Annotated in this window: 1 protein-coding gene; it reads right to left on the reverse strand. The window is 44.2% G+C overall.

Annotation, left to right across the window (positions count from 1 at the left end; genetic code table 11):
* Positions 1-74: 74 nt before the first annotated feature.
* Positions 75-636, reverse strand: a 562-nt coding sequence (locus R7E78_RS27740; RefSeq protein ID WP_318058835.1) for an AMP-binding enzyme, incomplete at its 5' end; no start/stop codon positions are given.

The raw sequence follows: 636 nt of genomic DNA on the forward strand, positions 1-636 counted from the left end.
CCCTTTCCGACTAACACATAGCAAAATTGACTAATCTTCGCCTCATTTCCGCCGGGAAAATGAGCGCCAGCTATTTAACGTTGATTATCTAACTCAGAAAGCAGCCACTCTTTTACCGCTTTACGCGAGACTTTAATCCCACCTTCTATCAAGGCTTGTGGCATCAAATAGTAAGCGATTGGCCATTTAAACTTCTCAAGCTTTTTCCGCAAGTATTGCTCGAATTCCTGTTGGCTCAGTAACGCTTCTGATTGAATAACGGCTATAGGACGATGACCGAACTCAGCATCTTCGACTGGCACGACAATGCTCTGAATGACGCTTGGAATTTGGTTTAATACTGCTTCTATTTCCTCACAGTGAACGTTTTCTCCACCTGAGATAAATTGATTATCGGCCCGACCGATGATCTTTAACTCATCTCCTTGCCAAGTACCGAGATCCTTACTGTCGAACCAACCATCCTCGTCCACGAATACCGTCACTTGACCTTGGTGAAAATAGCCTGAAGCTAGCGTTTGTCCACCAATGTAAATGCGCTCATCAACCAACTTAATCTTACGATTTTTTAGTAAATGCCCAGCATTGCTTACGTCATTGATCTGTTTTGCCGTAACGGTAGATGCTGCCTCGGTC

The organism is Vibrio sp. YT-19(2023) (assembly GCF_033337395.1).